Consider the following 23,517-nt stretch of genomic DNA (forward strand, 5'->3'; position numbering starts at 1 on the left):
CGCCAGCCGGCTGCGTGCTGGGGCTGCCTGAGCTGGCTGCTGCAGAGATGCAGCTGCGGCAGTGAGGCGGCGGTTTTAGTGACAGTCAGTTGTTTTTCAGGAAGATAGTTATGCCCATTATCAAGAAAGACTACATCAAGAACAGACTGATTCCCCATATTGACCTGGTCAAGCTGGTTAACCAGTTCATTAACCTGAAGAAGAGCGGTGCTGACTATACCTGCTGCTGTCCTTTCCATAACGAAAAGACACCGTCATTTCATGTCAATCCCCGCAGGCAGACCTTTACCTGCTATGGCTGTAATGAGTGGGGCAATGCCATTGACTTCGTAATGAAGTACAAGAACATTGGCTTTGTTGATGCTGTTGAGGAGCTCAGCCGTTTTGCCGGTCTTGAGGTTGAGTATGAGGAGGGCAGTGGCCGTCAGTTTGACAGCGAAAAGGCCAACAAAAAGGCCTATGAGCTCATGGACAGAGTGGCAGCCTACTTTACTGATGCCCTCAACAGAAATCCTGAGGCCATGAAGTACTTTACTGAGCAGCGTGCCTTAAGCCCTGAACTTATTACCCGGGCGCGCCTTGGTTTTGCCCCTGACAGCTGGGATTATGTGGCCAGAGAAATTGCCCGTGACCCCTCCGAGTACCGTGAACTGGTGGAGCTGGGCATTCAGGTAGACCGCGTGGAGGATGATGGACGTCATGTCTGCAAGTCATTCTTCCGTGGCCGCGTCATGTTTCCTATCTTTGATATCAAAGGCCGTATTATTGCCTTTGGCGGACGAGTGTTTGCCAATGACTTCGGCCCTAAATATCTCAACTCTCCTGAAACCAAAATCTTCAAAAAGCGCAAAGAGCTCTTTGGTCTTTATGAGACTTTGCAGGCTACCCGCAACCGTCCTGAAAAGGTAGTAGTGGTTGAGGGCTATATGGATGCCATTGCCCTGCGTCAGGCCGGCTTTAACAATATTGTCGCCACTTTGGGCACTGCCATTACAGCCGATCACCTCAAAACTCTTTTTCGCTACACAGGAAAGGTAATCTGCTGCTTTGATGGCGACGAGGCTGGCAAGAAAGCAACCTGGCGTGCGCTGCAGGCAGTTACCCCCGTGCTGGAGAAATCTGACAAGGAAGTCAGCTTTATCAACATGCCGGCAGGCCATGACCCGGATACTCTGGTGCGCTCTGAGGGCAAGGAAGCCTTTGAGCGCGAGATCAAGATGGCCGTTTCCTACTCCGAGAGCATTATTCTTCACGAGTCCAAGGTCTACGACATCAGCGATCCCAATCAGAGAGTACGTTTCCTCTCCAGCGTGCTGTCCATCATCAAGGCCATGAAGAGCTTCAGCATGAGAATGGTGACTCTTCAGGTGCTGTCCTCCTATGTGGGGGCTGATGAAAGCACTCTCAAGGAAATGCTCAACGACGAGTCCATTACTCCGGCCGCCGAATTTATGGGTATGGACAATTATCCGTCCCGCGACCAGAACTCCGGCCGTCGCTACAGCCGCGATAACCGCAGAAGCTATGCAGGTCATGGTGGCTATGGCAGCCAGAGCGCTAACAGCAGCCACGGCGGCCAGGCGGGCCAGGGGCGCACCGGCGGCTTCAGTGATGACGGACTGCAAAGTGATGAGGGCAGCTGGTCATCTGAGGGCAGGGGCGGCTATGGCCGACGCGGTTCTTCGGGCAATGGTTATGGCGGAGCTCAGAGTGGCAGTCAGGGCAGCGGCCAGGGCGGTTTTAAGGACCGTAATGGTGGATACGGCCGTCGCAATAACAGTCAGTCCCGCCACAACTGGGAGCAGGAAGGTTCACAGTGGCAAAGCCGCCAGCGTGCTCAAAATTCAGGTAAGAGCCAGGCTCAGGGGGCCGGTCAGAGTGCCGCCAGCGGCATGATGCCACCTGCCATGAACCAGGCAGTGCCTTATGGTATGCCAGCGGGCATGACTGCGGGCATGCCAGGGGCCCAGGGTCAGGGGCCAGGTCCTTTTATGATGCCTGGTCCTGCTGTGCCGCAAAGCTATGCCCAGGCCCAGAGCATGGGAGTAAGCACTGATCCGGCCGGCCGGCCTTTTATGCCGGGCATGGGCATGCAGGTAGCGGCTGCCCATCAGGGACCTGATCAGCATCAGATCAGCACAGGCCCATGGGGCCGTGAGGTCTTTTACTCTCAGCAGTCTGGCGTTCAGGGCCGTCCGGTCAGCCAGCAGGAGATAACAGCCAGTGCCACTGCCCAGATGGTGGCTCTTAAGCAGAGCACTCCGGCTGCCGGTTATATGCAGCTTGGTCCTGATGGTATGCCAGCTGCAGCTTCGGGACGTATTAATGCCCCTGACGGCTACACAGGTGAGTATTACGAAGGTGGCTTTGGTCCGGGAGACAATATGTCTGGCCCTGGTGATATGGATTATGGACCAGGCCCTGGCCCGGGCCCTGATTATGACGGCGCGGGTATGGATTACGATATGGACTATGGTCCAGGTGGTCCGGGCGCCCCAGGTGGCCCAGTCGATTTTGGCAATGGTCCTGATGGCACTGGCAATGGACATGACAGAGCAGGAGGAGCGGCAGGAGCCGGTGCAGGAGGATCATCAGGAATGGGACGATCAGGCTTCAGGAGCATTATCGGCCGCGAGTTTGATATCAGTGAGCTGGGAGCTCCATGTTACAGGGTAATGAGCTTTATTCTGCAGTACCCTACAGTGGTGGCCAGTCTCTATGAGGAGTATCAGCTCGACCGCATGCTTGAGTATGCCCGTGAGCTCAGAATCGATGACTGTCCTCTTCTGGAGGAGCTGCTGCATACCATCAGGCAGAATCCTACGGTCTCATGCGCCTCGCTTATTGAAAACTACCGTGATACCGACAGGCAGGAGGTAATAGACCTGCTTTTTGACTGTCCGCTGCTGCCTCAGCGTGAGGACGGGCAGGAGCCTCCGATAAGCGAAAAGCGCGAGTACTTTGGCCGTACTGTTTTTGAAATGCTGCAAAAGCCTTTCCGTGAGCGCTTTGAATACCTCAATTCCTCAAAGGGCCGCTTTATGTCCAAAGAGGACATGGACGAGGTCAAGGCTCTGGCTAAAATTGTAAATCGTAATTTTGGCGGCAGCTGAGTCTGCCGCAGCTGAGGCGGCAGCAGCTGAGGCTGCAGCCTGGGTCCAGCCATGGCTGAGGTGCCCGGCCTGTGCCCGTCCGCTATCTTCACGGACTTAAGGCACAGGCAACGGCAGCTGCCCGGGCAGCCTTAAGGCCTGGTGCCTCTATGGTCGCACCTGCAGGTATCAGGGCTTTTTCAGCCTGTTTACCTTAGCATTCTTTCGTTGTATAATGCAGCGCGCGGCCCATTAGCTCAGTTGGTTAGAGCAAGCGACTCATAATCGCTGGGTCTCCCGTTCGATCCGGGAATGGGCCACCATCATCTTTCATACCCTCAGGTATATCCCTCCTTTAACTCAGCCTCTGAGTTTCTTATTTCCCCTGATTACAAGTTTTCATTACCGTTCCCCTGGTGTATCTGTAACCGGCGTGCGTCGCTTCATCGTGCCTGTTGTGCACTGAGCTCAGACGCTCAGACGCGCTCAGCCATGCCCCATGCACACTGAGTGCCGGCGCTCAGACGTCTTGCCATGCCCCATGCACACTGAGTGCCGGCGCTCAGACGTCTTGCCATGCCCCATGCGCACTGAGTGCTGGCGCTCTGATGTCTTGCCATGCCCCATGCGCACTGAGTGCAGGCGCTCAGACGTCTTGCCATTCCGCCTGTGCTCAGGGGCGGGCGCTCTTACGCGCCTGCCATAGACCCTGAGCTGCAGGCATGAAAAAGCCCTCTGAGTCATTGAGGCTCAGAGGGCTGTATGCCTGATATGCGCAGGGCAGTCAGGTCAGTATCTTACAGAGAGCAGTCCTTAGGAGAGTTCTTTTCTGCAGTTACGTAGCTGCCGTTTACCAGAACCTGGACCTGAACGGTGTTGTTTCTCTGGTTAATCAGGCGAATCTTGGCGCCTTTCTGGAAATGGCAGGAGAATGGCTGATCAACTAAAATAAGGCCCTGATTGGTGTTGACGGTCAGACGGGCACCATCTGAGGTTCTGTCCATGAGAATGGCACCGGCTCCAGAAGCAAGAGCGCCGATACCGGCACCAATAAGAGTGCCTGTGGTGTTGCGGCCGATTACCTGGCCTGCAATGGCACCGGCCATGGCGCCGGCTGCAGCGCTCTTGGTGGTGTCGTAGTGGTTAAGGTCGAGGGTGATGTGCTCAATGTCAGTAATAACACCTTCAGTAAAGTAAGATACGGTGCCGGCGGTGCTGGTAGGATTTGAGCAGCCGGTGGTAATCAGAGAAGCTGAAACAACGGTGGCCATGACAGAGCTGGCGATAATACCTTTGCTTTTAATGAACTTGAGCATAACGTCTCCACAAAATAAATACAGCGCTGAATATCAGGCCCCCAATGGGATCTGCGCTTTGCAAGAGGGCAAGTGCGTGGGGCAAAACAGGTACAGTTGCATGTGCAGCGCTGTTATAAAGTGCCGTCTTACCCGTGCATGTATCAGGGGCTGGCCATAAGTGGCGTGCGCCTCAGGGACAATGCTCAGCGGTGCGGCATCAGGACCTTGCTGCCATGGGCAGACAGGCTGTCCTGGTAATATGTTAACTATGATAACAGAGCGTGTACCTGTGCGGTACAGCCCTCATACTGCATGCTTATGCAGTTCGTAACCCTAAATTCAAAGATTAGCACCGAAAACCTGGAATATTCCAGGGCTTACAGTAAAGCTACGGCAAATATTTTGATTTTTATGGCCTTTTGCACGCAGATAATAGTGCTGTGTCTGTTAACGCATATCAGGTCAGAGCAAGACTCACCTTAGTCGGAGAACAATATGAGTACTTTAAAAAAGGTAACTGTCAGCAGTCTTTCAGACAAGGGTGAGGGTATAGCCTTTGAGGATGGCCTTGAGATCTATATTCCTCTTGCCCTGCCAGGTGAGGAGGTCGAGGTGGAGGTGGGCGAGCCTTTTGCCCGTGGCTCTCGCCGCTGCCCGGGAACCATAACAGGAATAGTCAGACCGTCTGAACAGCGTGTTGTTCCATCATGCTCATACTTTCCAGCCTGCGGTGGCTGTCAGCTCAAGCATATGAGTACAAAGGCTCAGCTTGAGCACAGAAAAGAGCTTATCACTCAGGCTCTGACCAGCGCCCTTAAGGCTGCCGCAGGACCACAGGATGCACGCTCAGCAAAGGGCATGGCCGGTGCCGGACTCAGTTCTGACTTTACTGACAGTGATTTGCAAGGTCGTGCCCATGAGCTGGTGCAGCCTGTGGTCTCAGGAAATTCGGGCACCTGCCGCTACAAATCGATTCGCTATTTTGCCTGCAATGAACGCAGCGGAGCCCTTGAGCAGGGCTTTTACCGTGCCCGTTCCCATGAGCTCATTGTCATTGACTCCTGTCCTCAGGAGCCTGCCTGCTTTGGTCCTCTGGCCACCTCACTGACCCAGGTGCTCAACAGCTGTGGCATGAGGGCATGGCAGGCCACTGCCCCTGCAGCACCAGCCGCAGCTGCCGGATCCTCATGCGCATCTGCACCGGCTGCTGCACCAGCAGTTGCACCGGCCGCTGCGCAGGCTGCCGTGAGGGCGCTGCAGCTTCGCATGGCCCAGGATCAGGTCATGGTGCTGCTCATTGTGTCAGCCAGTCCCGATGAGAATACCCGCAACGCGCTCAGGCAGTGGGCCGGGCAGCATGATGAGGTGGGCTCTTTATATCTGGGGATCAATGACAGTCAGGGCAATGCTCTGTTCTGCAGACAGGTGGAGCTGCTTTGCGGTAAGCCTTTGCTGGTAAAGGAGCTCAATGGCATCAGCTATCAGATTGGTCCTCAGACCTTTATGCAGGTCAATTATGAAATGGCTGAGGCCCTGTACGGACGTGCTGTAGAGCATTGCGTGCAGCGGGCCGGTGCGGGCGCTGCTCAGGCCGCCTCCGTAGACGCCGCTGGCGCCGCATCCGGCGCCGCAGCCTCCGGTGCGGGCGCTGACCACGGCGAGGATGAGCTGGCTCTTGATCTGTGCTGTGGTGTGGGCACCATGACGCTGGCGCTGAGCCGTCATTTCAAAAATGTGCTGGGAGTGGAGATAGTTGAAAGTGCCATCGAGGCTGCACAGGAAAATGCAAAGCTCAACGGGGTGGACAATGCTCACTTTATTGCTGCCGACATCAACAAAGCTCTGCCAGGACTGCTGACCCGCGACAGCCGCTCCAGGGTACGGGCAGTGATTGCTGACCCGGCCCGTGCCGGCCTTGGTGAAAACTGTGCCCGTCAGACAGGAAAGATACCGGGACCATGCGCTCTGAGTCTGATTTTCTGCTCGCTTACTGCCATGAAAAGAGATCTGCCGGTGCTGCTCAAGTCAGGCTTTACCTTGCAGTCAGTGCAGGGCTTTGACATGTTCCCTGATACCACCCATGTAGAGACCCTGTGCCTGCTGACCAAAAAGGGCTGATCGCAGCCAGGCCTGCCGGCCCGGCTGCCTGGTATCCTGGCGGCATGGGGCCTGGCCTTGTCTGGACCTGAAGCTGCAGGCGGGGCGGCTGTCTGGGGGCAGTCTGGTTAATTTCACGTATGAATCCAGTAAGGTGAGAGCGGTCAAGATATTTTCCAGGAAGATTGGTTATGATGAGATCACTTGTCCTGGCCCGCAGGGGGACAGGACGCATCATTCCTTGTTCCGGGAGAGCCATGGCATGAACTTTAATGACCTTTTATCCTCACGTTATTCCTGTCGCAAATTTGCTCCCACTGCACTGGAAAAGGAGACCATTGATCAGCTTTTGCAGGCAGGCCGTCTTGCTCCATCAGCCTGTAATGCCCAGCCTTATTTTTTCTATGCTGTAGGACCTGAGTCCATGGCGCGTCTTGACGAGTGCCGCAAATGGTACGGTGCGCCCAATATGATCCTGGGCTGTATTGATACTGAGGATTATGGCTGGCAGCGTGAGAGTGACGGAGCTGTGTTCAGCAGTTTCGATATTGGCCTTGCCATGAGTCAGATGGCTCTTAAGGCCACTGAGCTCAACCTTGGTTCATGTTTTATCGCTTCATTTGACCCCGAGCAGATTAAAAGAATACTTGGTCTGCCTGAATACCATATGCCATACATTGCTCTGGTGCTCGGTCATGCCCAGATGGGGCCTAATGACAATCACTATCTGCGTCAGTCTCCGGACAAGCTCTACAGTCTGATGCCATAATCCCGGCTGCCTCATTCTTTCCCTCCCTTTGCATGTTAGCTGGTTGCAAAACCACAAAGGGCACTCATAACGCCTGAAAGATAGATGTATCTCGTATATAATGAGTGATAAGTATCACTTTTTTCAGGCGTATTGAAATGAGTAAATCTAAAACACCAGGATCAGGCAAAGAACCCCTTTATACAGGCAGTTACAGGCAGACCTCAGAGGCAAGTGAGCATCAGGATCTGACATGCCGGCAGGACATTTCTGGACCAACAGGTGATACATCTATTGGCGCCTTAAATCACGAGGGTTTGATCAATAATCATGTAAAAAATGCCCATTCAGACAGCGGGCGTGATACACATAGTCAGGGAGCCGGAGCTGAGAGTGATTTGGCCACTCAACGAAAAAATGCTGACGGGGTAACAGTACTGACCAGTCATCCTGACATGCCAAGGACCTTGCTTGCCAACGCAAGAAAAGGCTATTTTCTCTGCACTTATGTTAATGAGTGGGTACCGGCACATATCAATGAAAAAGGAGAGCATGTCCCGGGAAGATCAAAGCCGGCCAAGCGCGTCACCATTGGAAGAATCCATTCTCCTGATGGTCTTGGCCTGGTTGAGTTTAACGAGAAGTTTTATGAGGACTACCCTTCTTTACGTGACTACATTGTTACCAGGGTAGGAAAGGCACAGTTTGAGTTCAGGCCTGTAGGACAGCTCTCTGCAGGAGAGGTCGACAGTCTCAGGGACGGGGCAGTGGCCAGTGCCAGCGCAGGAACCGATGTTGGCTGCAATGCAGGCGGCAGTGTGGGCCGCAGTGCAGGCAGCCGTGACAGATCAAAGGGCACGGGCAGGGCCGGGCAGAGGGTATCAGGAAGTACTGTCAGCGATACTGGCAGTGGAGCTGGCATTAGTCCGTCTGCTGAAGATGATATGGCGGTTAGCTCTGAATCAGCCAGTTTGCTGTACTTACTTCAACTGCATGAGAATGCGCAGTGTGCAAGAATCTGCGCTCCGGTTGTTGACCGCTCTCCGGATGAGATTACAGGCCGCTATCTGAAATTTGGCAGTGTGCTGCTTATGCTTCATGCCATGCATGAATCCGGCATAACTTACTGCGTTACCGAGGGACTTAAGAAAGCTCACGCTCTTAAAGACAGGCAGCTTAAAAAGGTGACTTGCAGGGTGCTTGCCAGAGCCGTTTACATGGCATTGACACGCGATCTTTCCTGTCAGGGCCTTGAGGAGTTTTACAGGAATAACTACTTTCCTGGGCTCGGCGGATACAGCACCTTGACAATGAAACGTGCTGAAAACCTGATAAATAAGGATTTTATCAGCCATGCTCAGCAGGCTTTTCATGATTACCACAGGAACAGGGCCAGATTAAACAGCCAGGATGGGACTTTCTCTGTGGTTGTTGAGGAAAACTCACTTGCAACTGATAATTCTGAGGCTGGCCGTATTGATGTTCAGATTTCGCATCTGACAAAAGGTGCGGTATACAGCTGTAAGCAGCTGGCCATGGGAGTCCTGGAAAGCGGCGCCAACAGTGCTGAGAACAATGAAGAAATGAACACAATGCTTGAGCATATCTGGATGGCAACGGTTGCCCGCATTGTGTTGAGTAACACTATGTACAGGGCCCGACAAAAGGGAGTGGAGTGCATCAAAGACTTCAGCTCATTAGATAACGTACTTACAGCCGCTGATGGACTTAAGGTAGATACTCTTGTTTGTGGTATCGAGATTAAGCCGGCCTCTCAGGAAACCTTAAGCATTATGGAGACTTTTGGTCTCAATGATATCCCATGTCGTGTCACAGGCAGGAATGATGACGGAGGTAATGACGCTTATCCAGCTTTTGCATCCAGCCTTATGAGTCTCTGGTAAAAATGCAGACCGTCGCCATGTTCGCAGGCGACGGTTCTTATTTGCAGGTGGCATGAAAAAAGAGCTGTACCTTCACAGGTGCAGCTCTTTTTCTGGTCCGCCCTCCGGGCGGGAGTGTGGGCGCCTGGGGCGCCATATTATTTGATGTTGGCCAGATCGTTGTGGCTTAATACTACCTTGCGGGCAAATACGCGCTCACAGTAGTGGCAGCGCATCATGACCTTGCCCTCGTCCTTGAAAATACGGAAGCGTGGGGTAGCGCCCTTTTCCACATGGGTAATGCAGTTGGAGTTAGGGCAGTTGAATGCACCCTTGATCTCAGATGGCAGACGCAGATTGTACTTGTCTACAACCTTGAAGTCCTGGATGGAGTTTACAGTGGCATCAGGAGCCAGAATGGCCAGCTGCTCAGTCTCAGACGGGGAGAAGGTGACATCGGAAATCTTGATGATGTCCTTATAGCCCATGTCGCTGGAGCGCAGGTTGAAACCGACGGTGATGTGGTTGTGCTTGCCGAGGAAGTTGAACAGTCTCAGGATGTTCATTGCCTGACCAGGAGCAATGTGATCGATGACGGTACCGTTAGCAATAGCCTCAACTAATAACTTGTCGTTAGTGGTCTCGCTCATTTTTAAATCTCCTTGTTTAAGACTAAAGCCAGGAGAGCCTGGCGGGCATAGACACCGTTACGGGCCTGCTGGAAGAAGTAAGCATGAGGAGTCTCGTCCACATCAAGGGTGATTTCGTCGATACGTGGCAGAGGGTGCAGAATCTTCATATTGCTTTTGGCCTCTGCGAGCATGTCCTTGCACAGAATGTACTTGGAACGCAGGTTCTGGTACTCGGTCTCATCAAAACGCTCTTTCTGTACACGGGTCATGTAGAGGATGTCGACCTCAGGGATGACTTCCTCGATGGTCTCATGTACTGAGAACTTCACGTTGTGACGGTTGAGGTGCTTGATGATGTAATCAGGCATGGCCAGGGACTCAGGTGAGACCATGTAGATGTGTACATTGTTGTACATGCACAGGGCTTCTGCCAGAGAGTGAACGGTACGGCCGTACTTGAGATCACCTACGAAAGCAATCTTGATTTCATCAACGCGGCCCTGGGTCTCGTAGATAGTGAAGAGATCGAGCAGGGTCTGGGATGGGTGCTGGTTGGCACCGTCACCGGCATTGATTACAGGGACAGGGGAAAGGTCGGCAGCCAGGCGGGCAGCACCTTCCCTGTGATGACGCATTACCAGAGCATCAGTGTAGGAAGTGATGATGCGGATGGAGTCGGACAGGGTCTCGCCCTTCTTGCCAAGGGAGGTATTGGAGGCATCAGCAAAGCCGATTACCTGGCCGCCCAGGCGGTGAATGGCTGTTTCAAAGGAAAGACGAGTTCTTGTAGAACCCTCAAAGAAAGTAACACCGACGAGCTTGCCCTTGAGCAGATCATCACGTGGATTGGTCTTTAAAGAACGGGCAGTCTGTAAAACCAGCTCAATGTGATCTCGGGTAAACTCTGAGATAGAGATGATATCTTTTTGAAAGAGGGGATTGGTCATGATAGGTTCCCTACTGTTGACGATAAACAGTTAGGAAACAGGCAAGGTGGGTTCTCAAGAACATCTTTATGCGCTGTTCCTGAAAATCTCATTATACAGAAAGGAAAGGCACTTATATTAGCTACAACAAAAATAAATGAGTGCCCGTGACCTCCCCGGGCCAGCGCCCATGCAGTATGGCTCCGGCATTCATAACCGTACCAGGGCTCTTGAACTGCCTCAGCCATGGCAACCTGCCGGATGCCGCCATGAGAACTGGCCGGAGGCAGTAATGGCAACCTGCAGTAGGAAGTAATGGCCACCGGCAGGAGGCAGCCACGCCCACAGGACATCCCAGGCTCCAGCCAAAGCGACTGCTGTGCTCTTTGCGCTTATAAAAGCCATTTTGCTGTCACGGGCAGGGTGATTTGCCTGGCACTGGGACTCCGATCCGGCTGCAAAGCCCGTAACAGGGCCCATCAGGGCTTAATATTTTTTAAAAAAACTCTTTACACCCAAAGGTCACCAGGGCATAATAGCGGCCATTGCAGGAGCATAGTTCTAATGGTAGAACAGCGGTCTCCAAAACCGACGGTTGAGGGTTCGAGTCCTTCTGCTCCTGCCATACGATGACACCCCGATAAGGGGTTTTTTCATTTCTGGGCCAGGCAAAATTCAAAAGCCGCCCACAAGCCACATGCCTGGCGCTCACATCAGCTGCACTCATGAAGCAAAGCCATAGAGCAGCGCATCATCATCACAGGCCCTTTCAGGGCTTTTTTCATTTCTGCTCCCTCAAAAAATCTTCGGCCCTTTACCGCACCCTCAATCAGGCTGTCTGCAGGCATGAACGGCCATCTCATCCCACGCCTGCCTCCATCGCCACTCAGGTCATCAAAATAAACAGTCTTACTGGCTTACCCTGATCTCATTGAGTACTTAATATAAGTTTTACATCTGCCATTGGCCCAGGTGCGGGAATGTCATGTCATGCAATGACAGGACTGGTCTGGCTGTGCCTGGCAATGACAGGGCAGGCAGTGACATGCCGGGCATGGGCCGCAGCGGTCGGCAGCGCCCGTCAGAATGTCTATGGCGGGCGCGGGCGGCGGGCAGGCTTATGGGCGGCTTTAATAACAGTTATACTTGTAAGGCTGCTGACCTTTTGAGGAGACTTAAGGCAATGAGACTTACCTATCTTTACCACAGCGGATTCTGGCTTGAGACTGACAGCTGCCACATTGTTATTGACTTTTTCCGTGACGGTTATGACTGTAAGCCTGAGGAGCGTCGCAAGGGCGGCGTAGCACGTGCCATTGGATCAATAGGCACTGACAGCCTGGTGTGCTGTGATGAAATGGAAAATCTTGAGGGCCTGAAGGTATCCCCGGCTGACTGCAAATCCCCAGGAGTACTCGGTCGCATGCTGCTCAATCCGGGCAAGCCGCTTTACATAATGTGTACTCATTTCCACAAGGATCATTTCCTGCCTTTTGTAATGAAGATTTATGAGTATGCCCTGCAGCGCCGTGCCGAGGATGCCTCATATCCTGAGGTCAGACTGGTCTTTTCCCGCGATATCAGACGTTCACGCAAGAAGTCCTGCGGCGTTCATATCGATGCCATTAACTTCATTGCCAAAGGCGAGACTTATGAAGATGAGCTGTTGAAGGTAGATGCCTACGGCTCTACTGATGTGGGCTCATCCTTTGGCATAACAGTCAAGGACAACGGCTTTCACTTTTTCCATGCCGGAGACTTCAACTACTGGCACTGGCAGGAGGAGAGTTCAGAGAAGGAAGTTCAAGAGGCTCACGAGTTCTTCCGTAGCGAGCTTGACTTTATTGCTCAGCGTGTTACCGGCTTTGATGCCATTTTATTCCCTGTTGATCCGCGCATGCAGACCAACATCAGTGCCGGTGCCCAGGAGTTTTTCAACAGCATCCCTTATCAGCTGCTTGTGCCTGTGCATGTGATTGAAAAGCCTGACTTTACCTGCAGTGATCTGCAGAACAATGAGCTTTTTGCCACCTGGGAAATGCAAAGAGGTCCATGTAACGAAGACTGCGCCCGCCCATTAAAGCTCGCTGGCGCTCAGGATGCAAAGAGCGTAATAAGACGTATCTGGCTGCCTGAAAATGCCGGTGACAGCTGCTGCATTGATTTGCAGTCCTGACAGCTGAGCAGGCCGCTTCATGGCCTGACGGCCCTGCAGTGCCCTGCAGCCGCATGGCCTGACGGCCCTGCAGTGCCCTGCAGCCGCATGGCCTGACGGCCCTGCAGCTGCCGCTGCTGCAGGCAGTGACAGCTGGCGTACAGGCGGCAAGGGCTGCGAGGGCTGGGCGCCATGGCGCTCACGGCGGTCCGGGATAAGGTATTGGGCCTGGGGTTTGTCCGGGCAGGGGCCGGGCCAAAATTTGATGTTTTGCCCGGGTAAGTCATATAGAATACATATAAGCCATTCCCATCTGAAAGGACCAGGCTTGACGCCATCATCTTATGGCTATTTTCTGCATACATTACCCCAGGAGGCAGCAGATGCAGGTAACAGCACGTTTTGATCACTTCAACATCAATGTTCTGGATCTCGACCGTTCCATCGCTTTTTACAAGGAAGCCTTAAACCTCAAGGAAGTCCGCCGCAAGGAGGCTCAGGACGGCTCTTTTATCCTTGTATACCTTGGTGACGGCCAGACCGGTTTTACCATTGAGCTTACCTGGCTGCGTGACCGTCAGGAGCCATATGAGCTGGGCGATAACGAAAGCCACATCTGCGTACGCGTCAAGGAAGATTACGACCAGGTTCGCGAGTTCCACCGTCAGATGGGCTGCATCTGCTATGAAAATCATGAGATGGGCCTGTACTTCATCCACGATCCTGATGACTACTGGATTGAGGTATTAAAGGAGAAGTATTAATACTTCTGTCTCAGGTTCAGATCCTGAGATAACCTTCTGACGGGGGCGGGCTCTTGCCCGCCCCTTAATTGTCTGTGCCACTGTCAGTAATAAGAGTTCAGTCAAAAGCCATGCTCAAGACCCGCACCATATGGAAACCAAAGCCAACAGCTTACTTTGCGGCTGCTCCAGCTGCAGAGGAACTGCCTGCTGAAAATTCCGATCATGCAGCTGCTCTGGCAGCTGAGCTTAATACTCAGGGCGGTACTGACGTGCAGGCAGGTGCTGCTGCGCCCGCCCCTGAGCAGGCTGCAGCTCAGGGCACTGCCGTGCAGGGCGCTGCTCTCCCTGAGCCGGCTGCTCCTGATGCTGCCACCCTTGCAGGTATTGCTCAGGGCTTTGAGACTATCAGGAGCATGCTGGTGACTGAAAACTCCAACAGTGAGCGCCAGCGTCATGAGCTGGAAAATGACATCAAGGCCACTCGCGATGCCACAGTAGAGCTCGAAAGGGAAATTTACGAGCTCAGGACCAGTCCTCCTCAGTCTCCAGCTGCCACAGCTCCTGCACCAGCCCAGCCTCCTGCTGCGACTGCACCTGCTGCGACTGCACCTGCGGCTGCTGCACAGGCTGCTGCCGCTGAACAGGCTGCTGCCGCTGCGCCTCATACTCAGTCTGCCCAGGCAGCCCCTGAGGCTGACAGTACTGCCAGGACAGGGCACGAGCCTCAGGCTCAGGCTGCTGCAGCACCTGAAGCTGCGCCGGCTAATATGCCTCACAGTGCAGCGCCCGCCCCTGATGCCCGCCAGTCACAGACACACAGCCAGCCTCAGGCACAGCCATACCCTCAGCAGCAACAGCAGCCTCCTGCTACTGCTCCGGCACAGGCTGTAAGTGGCCCTTATGGCCAGGCTCACTCTGCCGGCGCTTCTGCTCAGGGCTCAAATGCCCGCAGAGGTGGCGGCGCAGCTGGACGCGGTGCCCAGCAAAACAGCAGTCAGGGATTGCAGGGCCAGGGGGGACAGCACAGCCAGGGTGGATATCAGGGCAGTGCACCTGGTGGCTGGCAGCAAAACCAGGCTCAGGGCCAGGCACAGCAGTACCAGAATTACAGCGGACAGCAGCCTGCGCAGGCCGGAGCTCAGAACATGCCTCAGCAACAGGCCATGCAGTCCCCTCAGGCTATGGGTGGAATGCACCGGGCTGCCGGCAGTACAGCCATGCAGGCTAATGCTGCCATGCCTCCACAGGCGGGCATGCAGGGAGCTGCCGGTATTCAGGTAGCCTCAGGTATGCAGGGTGCGGCCGGTATGCAGCCTCAGTCTGCCATGAATCCGGCTGCAGCTCAGATGCCTGGTCAGGGTCAGTTTAATCAGCAAGGTGCGCAGTACTGGAATCCTCAGCAGGGCGCATGGCCTCAGCAGGCTCAAATGCCTCCACAGTATCAGCAGTATCCGGGCGGCATGTATCAGGGCCAGCCGGGCATGTACCCATGGGGCATGCCAGGACAGCTGCCACAGGCTGTATATAATCCTCAGACCGGTATGTGGCAGCAGGCTGTCATGCCGGGTATGATGCCGCCTCAGGCAATGAATCCTGCCATGATGGCTCCGGGTATGCAGATGCAGCCAGGTATGCCCCAGACCATGGCCCCGGGCGGCTATATGCCTCCAGGTCAGATGCCTCAGCCAGCCATGGGCTGGCAGGGCGGCTGGCCTCAGCAGCCGCAGCCTCAGGCTGCAGCTGCCGGCATGATGCCGGGTATGATGCCTTATGGTCAGGGTATGAGCCCGCAGCCGGGCATGGCTCAGATGCCGCAGATGCAGTCTCAGATGCCCGCACAGATGCAGCCTCCTCAGGCTCAGGGACTGCCAAATGTTGCCATGGCAGGGGCCAATGGTGCTTCCATGAGTGGCAGAACAGCAGGATCATCTGCCTATCAGAACTTTAACTGGGGTGGTCAGCTGGTTACCACAGAGGGTAATCCTTTTGTCATCATGCCTGACGGCTCCCGACGCTTTGTCAGAAAGGACGCTCACGTGTTCTATGAGGCTGCAGATGATGTCCCTTATCTGAACAATATGGTGTCCTTCCTCAAGTCAAAGGGTCTTATTACCGCCCTGTATGATGAAAGACATCTGTACTATCCGGACGATATTGTTCTGACAAGGCATATGCCAGCTCCTGCATACGGTATAAGTCATATCATGACAGCAGACAGGAAGCTTACCTGGGAGTTCCTGCGCAGCAATCTGCTGCTCAAGGGCATACAGCTGTAAGTCTGCAGGGTCTGTATCTGCATACAGGCATTGGTTTTCACTTTATTATTTGTGTTTGTGATGCTTTATAAAATATTAAATAAAGAGCATCCGGGCAGGTAGTTATCATGGGTTCCCGACGTCACGCGCTTAAGGAAAAGCTCAGTGTTGCTGTAATTGAAAAGCCTGATCCTCATACAGTCGAACAGATGATGCAGGTGGAGATAAGTGCCCACAGCGATCCCTGGACTTATGACTCCCTTATGGAGTGCTTTACAGATAACTGCCGCAATATCGGCCTGTATCTGAACAGTGAGCTCATTGGCTTTTGTACTGTATGTATTCTTTTTGATGAGGCCGAGATCTACACCATTGGCATTCTCAAAAAGTATCAGGGGCTTGGATTTGGCCACAAGCTGCTGCTGCGCAGCCTGCAGATATGCCGGGAGCTGGGCGCAGAGCGCTGCTTTCTTGAGGTCAGGGTATCCAATGCCGTGGCTCTTTATCTTTATGATTTCTATGGCTTTGCCATTACTGGTACCAGAAAGAATTACTACAGCGCCACCTCAGAGCATCCGGCTGAAGATGCCTATACCATGTGCTGTGATTTGACCACCATCAGTATGGACAATCCTTTTGCATATCTGGACAGCAACCAGTCCAATGCTCAGGACAGTGACCCGTCCAATGAGCAGCACAGTGACCATGATGCAGCGCATTAAACCGGCCGCAGCAAAGAACAGTGGCCTGGCTGCAGTAAAGGACATTTACCCGTCCAATGAGCAGCACAGTTGCCCAGATGCAGAACAGTAAACATGACGCTGTCAAAGGACAGTGACCAGGCCGCATCAAGGGGCATCGGTACGGAGCACCATAGAGCAGTAACATGGGCACAGTGCAGATGTCTGCACGATTATAAAAACAGCTCTTACTGGTACAGGCCTGACAGCGGTACACTCTGTTACTGGGCCATAACTTAATGTTGCAGCCGGGCTTTGGCATCATGAAGTATGTTTTTCATGATGCTCATGGCTGCATAACGGAAAAAAAGGGGCACAGATAAGGTCATGGACCTGGTCTGTGCCCCTTTGCGTACAGTAAGAGATGTTAAGGAGTATTAATCTGTACAGTCTTCTCATAGCAGACTGTAAGTTCCTGAAGATACGGGCTTACAGGAACAGCCCACCCAGAGCCAGTGCTGTGTAAAAAACGAAGATAACCAGCACACTCATGATAAAGGGCCTGACGCGCCACTGGAGCAGATAATCGGTAATACGGGCCAGACGCTCAATATATTCTTCACGGGACTGAGCAAGGGGCCAGTAGTGGCGGGGAATGTCTTCACGGCCATAAACAGGGGCGTTAAACAGTACGGGATCGTCAGGGTTTTCGCGGTAGCGCTCCAGACACTGATCGACATCGAGATTGGTGATCAGAGGATTGTAGTAGCGCTGGGTAAGCTGTGTTTTAAGATTCATAGCGGTATTCCTTATCTCACGTCTGTATCACTGGCTTTATCTCGATACCATACAGGGATCTGACCTCACTGCCTCTGCCATAAGCCAGCTCTTGAGCTCTATGGCAACCTGGCTTAGAGGGCCGGGCTGTAACAGCCCGGACACAGCCACATGGGTATGCAAACTCTTAAATTGGGGTAACTGTGGTCACGCCACTTATCGGCGGCAGTCAGGCAGGGCTGGCACTGTGGCCAGGCCGCCTGCAGCTGCAGGCGCCGGTCACTGTGCTCTGCGGCACAGACAGATGCCTTGTCATGTGGCCGGTGCCTGCCGGGACGCTGCCGCATATGACATGGGGCGCGGGCGCCTGGCATTTATCTGTATGCTGCCGTGTAGTCGAGCAGCAGGCGGCTTACTGTGGCTGGCAGGTCATTTAAGTTTTCTACTGTGACCATGTCAGGGAAGATTTGACGGGCCTGCTGTTTAAACTCCTCGGTGGTTTTGAGAATGCCGGTACACAGTACCTGCACTCCCCGGGCGCGGGCGGTATTAAGAGCATGGACGGCTGCGGCACTGTCATCAGGCAGACCATCGGTAATGAGCAGGATGACACGGCGGCGCGCATCACGGCGCAGCAGGCTGTGCATGGCATACATGATGGCCTGTGCTGTAGGGGTACCAAGGCGGGGCAGCTGAAAGAAGAAGCGCTCCACGGCATTGATATCCTCATCGGCTCTTTTGACATTAAGGCAGCTGCTGCCTTCAAACGGTCCTGGAAAGAAGGTAGCCTCACAGCTGGTGCCCTCGGTGCGCGACAGAGCACGTGCCAGGGCAAGGGCGGCCTGACAGGCCATAAAGCCGGCTGAATCAGGGCAGACAAATTTCATGGTCGGTGGTCCTTTCTGACCTTCACGCATGGACAGTGAGATGTCCACCAGCAGATGCACGCTCAGATCATGGCCAAATACCTCCTGATCGGCCCTGAAGATACGCTGCTCACCAAGAGGCATGAACTGGGCTCTTCTGACATTGAGGTCACTGCCATGGCGGCTGGCTCCTTTGTGAGTGCCGGTAAGAGACTCTATGGCGCTGCTCAGAGCCGGTACCAGAGAGTGCTCGATGGTGGCGGCACTGTTTACAAGGTACTGCTGGGCTTTTTGTATGTCCTGCATCAGTCCTGAGTGCAGACCATGATTGTTAAGCTGAGGATTGTTCATTACCTGCCAGTCAATCACTCTGACCACAGAGCTGCCCAGAGCGCGCATTCTGTCGATATTGGCCATCAGCTCAAGTCTCAGGTCATAGCGCAGATTCTTAAGATCCCTGATGACATCAGCATCGCTTTCAGAGGTAAAGGTCTGGCCCTTAAAGGCCGTGCTGTTACGTACGGCACCGGCAGGGCCGCCTGAGGCGGATCCTGATGGCCGGCCACGCCCACTTTGTGGTGCACAACGCCCGGCTCCATTACCTCCTCCTGCATATGTGCCCCCCGGGGCGGATCGGCCTGAGACGGTGCGTCCGAGAAATTCACTGCGGGTATCTGCAAGACGGTAGATTACGTAGTAGTACTCACGCAGGGCGTCAGCAAAGCTGTTTTCAAGGCGCGGATCGCGCATGTTAAACAGCGGTCTCTGTTTCTGGGACAGCTCCATATGAGCAAGCTGCAGCTCCCATGGCAGCAGCTGACGCAGAGCTGAGGTCATGCGAGTGTGGCGCTGCCACTCGGTATAGACCATACTCTCGGGCTCTATGTAGACAGGATGGCGCAGACCTGTAAGAGGGTCATAGGCTTCAGGGTTAATATAAGAGCGTCCTGATGATGGTTTGGTAAAGAGTTCACTGAGATAAAAACCACGGTATACCAGAGGCTGACGGCGGCCTTCATAAAGCGCGCGGGCGCTGCGGTTGCGCTCCATGGCATTGTGGTCGGCGTATTCGTAACTGTTAATGGCGCTGAAGTGATCGCGGGCAACGGCACAGGCTACAGGATAGCGGCCAGGTGATGCTCCGCTGCCGGATGCCGCAGCTGCTACTGCGACTTTGTCTGCAACGCCGGCACTGGCAGCGTCAGCTGCCGGGGCGTCGGCACGCTGCAGACCGCAGCTGAGCATGACGCGGCGGGCAACGAGGGTGCGCTCGTAATAGTATTTGTAGTAGATATTGCCCCTGCGGTCGCGACAGTACATGGCCGGATCACTTATAAGATCGGGGTCGAGTATGTCGCGGCTGTACAGACCATACTCGCCCAGCACTGCTGCGCTGCGGCGGTAGCGGGCATGGCGTCTTACCTCATAGGTGCGGTCCATAAGAGAGCGGCGGTGCTGTGGCAGGGATGACAGATCAAGATTGCCATCAAAGCTGCTCCAGCCCAGACAGTCGATTTCCTTTTGGCCCTGGTCATACTGAAAGACAGGCAGGCATATGCCCTCATCGCGGATACGACGGCTGTTTTCAATCATGGTCGGAGTCATGATGCGGGCTTTGACTATCTTGCTCAGGTCATCGTAGTTGGTAAAGGCACGTCTGTTGATGTCATCAAGCTCCTCGCGGCTGCGGGCCTCAGGCAGTACATCTTCGGCGGCTATTTTCATATGCCGTGACATGCCGGCCTGCCAGGAGCGCATGCCGTTGAGCAGCTGTACCGGTGCTCCGGCCGTGCTCAAATCAAGCACAGGGGCAAGGTGCAGACGGTCATAAGGGCGGCTTGCCATCTCCATGCTCAGACGGGCAATGAGCTCCAGTGACGGGCAGACGGCCCTGAGCTTTAAGGAGCCGGTAAGATAGCTAACGTCCACAAGGTCACGATCGCCACACAGTTCAAGAAAGCGCTCATGAGGTATGGCCATAAAGGATTTGAGATCCTCAAGGCGCCCGGGGGCAGCAGCACTGAGAGCCTCATCCTCATGATCGCGCAGAAAGCGGCTCATGGTAATCAGGGCCTGACAGAGCTCCTGCCAGCTGCACAGAGGGCCGGTAAAGGCGTTATGACGCAGATCAAGGGGGCGCAGATGACAGTCAAGATGATCAGTGCTTTCACATACCTGAATGATATTGCGGTACTGCTCGTCACTAAGACCGGGCATGGCCTCACGGGCTTTTTGCTGATCCCCCTCAGTGCCATGCAGAGCTGTGCTCATCAGGCGGTTGATACGGGTATGGAGCTCAGGGATATCAGGGCGGGCCAGAGGGCCGGCATAAAGATAGGGACTTGAGAAATCCTCAGGATCACGGCTGTCACCTTCACTGCGCTCCAGGATCTCAAGCTGACCGCTGACAAAGCGCTCCTGAAAGGACAAAGGCAGGGTATGGTTACTGCTGCCACGAACGGTATAGTCCTGAACACACTCAAGAGCACGGTACTCAGGGCCCACAGCCAGGGTCTCAGGATGAACATCAGGGCCCTCATCAATGAAGGTGCCGTGCTCAACGGCAGCACGCCTTGCGCCGCCGCCATCTGCTGCACTGCCTGCAGCCCCGGCTGCAGCTCCTGCAGCCGCTGTCGCACCAGAGGCAGCCGGCGCAAGGGCAGCGCCTGCACCTGTGGCCCAGCTGGCAGTGCCGTCGGCACCAGAGGCCGCCCTGGCGGTATCCGGGTTAAAAACTTTATCTGTTCGGGAAACCTCCCCGGCCGGCTGCTCAGACAGCGCGGCCGGAATATCAGGCATGGTATGAAGATCTTTTAATATGGCCTGGGTGAGCTTTTGCTGCAGGACGGGCATGTCTCCGTGGACGCAGCGCTCAAGGCGCTCTTTTAACAGTGCTGGAGCCGGCTTTTTGAGGGGCCTGTCGATATCGGCGGTACGGGCCAGCCAGCGCGCCTCAGTTAAATTGCCTGCTGCCATGGTGGACAGGGCCGTGGCATCTTCAAGCTGCTGAGCGCTGAAGCGGGCAGCCATGAGCGTGTCATTGAGATTGCCACTGGCAAAAAACTCAGGGAGAAAAGGGGAGAGAAAATCAGGAATAAAACCGTTATTGACCTCGTTTTCATCAAGAGAAAGTCCCATGCGACTTATGACGCTCTGACAGGATTCAACCTGCAGGTGAACAGGGGCAGGGCATAAAACCGGGGCCTTGAATTCCTGGCCGAATAATTCGGCCAGGCGACGGTAGTTTTCAAGATCAAACTGGCTGCACAGCTGACAACGCAAAGCCATGCGCGAAAAATCGGGAACAAAGAAGTACTCAGAGCCAAGTAGAGCGTAGATACGGCGGCTCAGGGCAATCACATCGCTGATGTCCTTACAGGCAGGTACTTCTTTTATTAATTCGTTCAGGTCATAAAGGCCCTGCTGGCTGACAAGACAGGTAAGCTCACGGTAAAAGCGCCAGGCAAGGGAGCAAGAGCCGGGGTAGTCCATGACAATATGACTTGCGCGGGTGTGGATATAGGCCTTGATGATATTGAGCTTGGGACAGGCAGGGGCATTGTCCACCATGGGCTCAAGTCGGCTGTAAATAGTCTCGTTAACCCAGGCAAGGTTTTCATAAGCGCCCATGTAATCACGGCACATCAGGCTTTCAATGCGAGTGTCCTCAAGTATGTTGACCAGCTCCTTTAACAGCGCACCACTGACTCCGGTAAACGCACGAAAATCGCTGTATTTGATATGGGCAGCCTCATGAACCAGCAGGCCGTAGATCATGCGCTCCTGCTCGACATTTTCAAGAGAGACACGAGGCAGAATGATGGTGTCACTGGTGCTGTAGGCACCACTGCCCTCAAAGACCACTTTGATGCCAAAGCGACGGGCAAAAGTGGCGGCCACCTCTTCAATGGTCTGACGTGCTGAGAGTGATCCCATGGCTGTTATCCTGTTATCTGTCTGATGATGCCGGCACTGAAGCGGCCTGCGCAGCTGCTGCTGCGTCCTGCCTGCGCGGCCGGCTGCTGCGCTCTGCAGCAGCGACCTGGTTGCGCAGCTGCTGGCTGTGCCTGCCACATGCAGCTCTGAGCATGTGCGCTACTGTTGTCTTAAAGGGCCGGGCGTCAGCCCGGCTGCACAGCGCCACAGCCGTGGCACTGTGCCCTGCCCGGGCCATCTGGGCCTGCAGGCAGTCTGCAGCCGTGCTGCGCCCCAAAAGCTCACAGAGAGAGGCTGCAGCGGGCTGCGTGAAATTAAAAATGCCGGTCGAGGTGATGTTTGCTGTGCTGGCCGGCCGGCATATCGGCCTGTGCTTTGACTGGTAATCCTTTATCTGTCTGATTCTTTGAGTGCACGGGAAGCGCTCTGATGCCTGGCGATAGTGTGTAAGCCAGTCTGACTTGTTGCGGTCCTGTGTCAGGGCTCTGTCTCTTTGTCAGTAGTGCTGATTCCGGTTCAACCTTTGTGAGTTTTCTGGCTACGGTTTAATTCCGGGTACAGGGGGCAGCACTGCGCTGTGGCCTGCTCAGGGCTGACACTGTCCCTGCAGATGGGGACACCTGCGTGCAGGTGCTCTTATCTGCCGGTACCTGATGGCGATGCAGACATTTACCGCCGGGTACCAGGACATGTGACCTGAGTGACAGCTCTGAGCTCATCTGACTGACGGTTTTATTCAGATGACTGCCAGTGGCTGCTGTGCTGCTCCTGTGGCTACATGATAAAAAGACGAAAAAGGCCCTCTTGCTGCAAACATGAGGGCCTGGGGCCATTTTTTGTGAAATCATGGAAACATGTGAGCTTGATCACAAAATTTCACCAGTCTTATCCAGACAAAATAAAGTGACAAAAGGGTTTAACAGGCCATAATTGGATTTTTATGTGAGATCTGTCACAAAACGATATATGTAATGAAAAAAGCCCGATCACCCCATGAAACACCCCAGAAACTCCCATCATTCACAGGGCAAAAATGCGCAGGCTCACACTTTCACAGAAAACGCCCTCCCAAGCTGTCACATTTTTCACAGAGCATTTTACGGAGCACCTGAACAGTGCAAACAGAGGGTTCGGTAATGGGGGTATGGTGCTGACAGGAAAGGAACTGTTAATGACCCAATAGAGACTGCGGTCAGTCAGGCAAGGCCGAGGAGCGTATTGCTGGTCTTTTGCGCCTTAGCTGCGGGCGCGGGCGCATCAGGGCACAAGTGCCATGGTGGAAAGGCAAAGGCGTGAAAAGTTAAACCTGAGGCCTATGGCAGTACTGTAGACGTGGCTTTCATGCTTAAGGCAGAGGATCGCCGGGGCGGGCGCTGCCAGCGCCAGTAAGGCCGGCTCAGCCGGAAATGCTCATCCGTGCCCGGCG

The 23,517-nt window shown here is 54.3% G+C and carries 14 protein-coding genes and 2 tRNA genes; 10 read left to right on the top strand and 6 right to left on the bottom strand.

Annotation, left to right across the window (positions count from 1 at the left end):
• The first annotated feature begins 110 nt into the window (after positions 1-110).
• Positions 111-3,113 carry a DNA primase gene (gene dnaG, locus MXE41_RS02145; protein WP_247099196.1) on the top strand — a complete coding sequence of 1,001 codons (3,003 nt, stop codon included), beginning with the start codon at positions 111-113 and terminating at the stop codon, positions 3,111-3,113.
• 225 nt (positions 3,114-3,338) lie between these two features.
• Positions 3,339-3,415, top strand: a tRNA-Ile gene (locus MXE41_RS02150).
• Between the two features lie 153 nt (positions 3,416-3,568).
• Here MXE41_RS02150 and MXE41_RS02155 read toward each other — a convergent pair.
• Together MXE41_RS02155 and MXE41_RS02160 are read right to left on the bottom strand one after the other, a co-directional pair.
• Positions 3,569-3,754 (bottom strand): hypothetical protein, encoded by a 186-nt coding sequence (locus MXE41_RS02155; protein WP_247099197.1) that lies wholly within the window; start codon positions 3,752-3,754, stop codon positions 3,569-3,571.
• Between the two features lie 135 nt (positions 3,755-3,889).
• Positions 3,890-4,408, bottom strand: coding sequence for a hypothetical protein (locus tag MXE41_RS02160; protein ID WP_247099198.1), 519 nt, complete (start codon positions 4,406-4,408; stop codon positions 3,890-3,892).
• A 477-nt stretch (positions 4,409-4,885) separates the two neighbouring features.
• Between MXE41_RS02160 and MXE41_RS02165 the strand changes: the two genes are divergently transcribed.
• From MXE41_RS02165 to MXE41_RS02175, 3 genes are all read left to right on the top strand, one after another.
• Positions 4,886-6,508, top strand: a complete 1,623-nt coding sequence (locus MXE41_RS02165; protein ID WP_247099199.1) for a methyltransferase domain-containing protein — start codon at positions 4,886-4,888, stop codon at positions 6,506-6,508.
• A 241-nt stretch (positions 6,509-6,749) separates the two neighbouring features.
• The gene (locus MXE41_RS02170) at positions 6,750-7,256 is read left to right on the top strand and encodes a nitroreductase family protein (RefSeq protein ID WP_246977508.1); all 507 of its coding nucleotides are present in this window, start codon (positions 6,750-6,752) and stop codon (positions 7,254-7,256) included.
• A 434-nt stretch (positions 7,257-7,690) separates the two neighbouring features.
• Positions 7,691-9,139 carry a hypothetical protein gene (locus MXE41_RS02175; RefSeq protein ID WP_247099200.1) on the top strand — a complete coding sequence of 483 codons (1,449 nt, stop codon included), beginning with the start codon at positions 7,691-7,693 and terminating at the stop codon, positions 9,137-9,139.
• A gap of 137 nt (positions 9,140-9,276) precedes the next feature.
• Here MXE41_RS02175 and pyrI read toward each other — a convergent pair whose 3' ends face one another.
• On the bottom strand, positions 9,277-9,768 hold the full coding sequence (gene pyrI / locus MXE41_RS02180) for an aspartate carbamoyltransferase regulatory subunit (protein ID WP_246977506.1): 492 nt from the start codon (positions 9,766-9,768) through the stop codon (positions 9,277-9,279).
• A 2-nt stretch (positions 9,769-9,770) separates the two neighbouring features.
• Positions 9,771-10,697, bottom strand: coding sequence for an aspartate carbamoyltransferase (pyrB, locus tag MXE41_RS02185; protein WP_246977505.1), 927 nt, complete (start codon positions 10,695-10,697; stop codon positions 9,771-9,773).
• Positions 10,698-11,225: 528 nt separating this feature from the next.
• Here pyrB and MXE41_RS02190 point away from each other — a divergent pair.
• The 5 genes from MXE41_RS02190 (at position 11,226) to rimI (ending at position 16,554) form a co-directional block, all read left to right on the top strand.
• A tRNA-Trp gene (locus MXE41_RS02190) sits at positions 11,226-11,301 on the top strand.
• A gap of 558 nt (positions 11,302-11,859) precedes the next feature.
• Entirely contained in the window at positions 11,860-12,852 is a 993-nt protein-coding gene (locus tag MXE41_RS02195; RefSeq protein WP_247099201.1) for a hypothetical protein, read from the top strand.
• 362 nt (positions 12,853-13,214) lie between these two features.
• Positions 13,215-13,595 carry a VOC family protein gene (locus tag MXE41_RS02200; protein WP_246977503.1) on the top strand — a complete coding sequence of 127 codons (381 nt, stop codon included), beginning with the start codon at positions 13,215-13,217 and terminating at the stop codon, positions 13,593-13,595.
• Between the two features lie 110 nt (positions 13,596-13,705).
• Positions 13,706-15,853: a hypothetical protein gene (locus MXE41_RS02205; RefSeq protein ID WP_247099202.1), complete on the top strand. Its 2,148-nt coding sequence runs from the start codon at positions 13,706-13,708 to the stop codon at positions 15,851-15,853.
• Positions 15,854-15,960: 107 nt separating this feature from the next.
• Entirely contained in the window at positions 15,961-16,554 is a 594-nt protein-coding gene (gene rimI, locus MXE41_RS02210) for a ribosomal protein S18-alanine N-acetyltransferase (protein ID WP_247099203.1), read from the top strand.
• A gap of 447 nt (positions 16,555-17,001) precedes the next feature.
• Here rimI and MXE41_RS02215 read toward each other — a convergent pair whose 3' ends face one another.
• Entirely contained in the window at positions 17,002-17,310 is a 309-nt protein-coding gene (locus MXE41_RS02215; RefSeq protein ID WP_247099204.1) for a hypothetical protein, read from the bottom strand.
• A gap of 353 nt (positions 17,311-17,663) precedes the next feature.
• Complete coding sequence (locus MXE41_RS02220; protein ID WP_247099205.1) at positions 17,664-22,091, bottom strand: hypothetical protein; 4,428 nt, start codon at positions 22,089-22,091, stop codon at positions 17,664-17,666.
• Positions 22,092-23,517 lie beyond the last annotated feature (1,426 nt).

This window comes from Anaerobiospirillum sp. NML120449, from assembly GCF_023051105.1.
Taxonomy (GTDB): domain Bacteria; phylum Pseudomonadota; class Gammaproteobacteria; order Enterobacterales; family Succinivibrionaceae; genus Anaerobiospirillum.